The sequence below is a fragment of the Micromonospora sp. DSM 43699 genome (assembly GCF_055517075.1).
In genome coordinates, this window is record NZ_JBTMMT010000280.1 from 1 (window position 1) to 304 (window position 304).

A 304-nucleotide genomic window follows, 5' to 3' on the forward strand; every position below is an offset into this window, starting at 1 on the left:
GGTGTCGTCGCGGTCGGTGTTTGAGCATCGTGCGGTGGTGTTGGGTCGGGATGTCGCGGAGGTTGTGGCGGGCTTGGATGTGGTGGCGTCTGGTGTGGCGGTGGCGGGTGTGGTTTCGGGGATATCGAGTGCGGGGTCGTCGGGTTCGGTTTCGGGTTCGGTTTCGGGTTTGGTTGAGGGTTCGGTGGTGGTGGGTTCGGTGGGTTCGGGTGTGGCGGTTGGTGGTGGTCGGGTGGTGTTTGTGTTTCCGGGTCAGGGGTGGCAGTGGGTGGGTATGGGTGCGGTGTTGTTGGACGAGTCGGAG

At 64.1% G+C, this 304-nt stretch carries 1 protein-coding gene; it reads left to right on the forward strand.

What is annotated here, in order from left to right; genetic code table 11:
* Positions 1-16: 16 nt before the first annotated feature.
* Positions 17-304 (forward strand): hypothetical protein (locus AC0AIB_RS31645; RefSeq protein WP_465098149.1); only part of this gene is annotated, 288 nt, incomplete at its 3' end.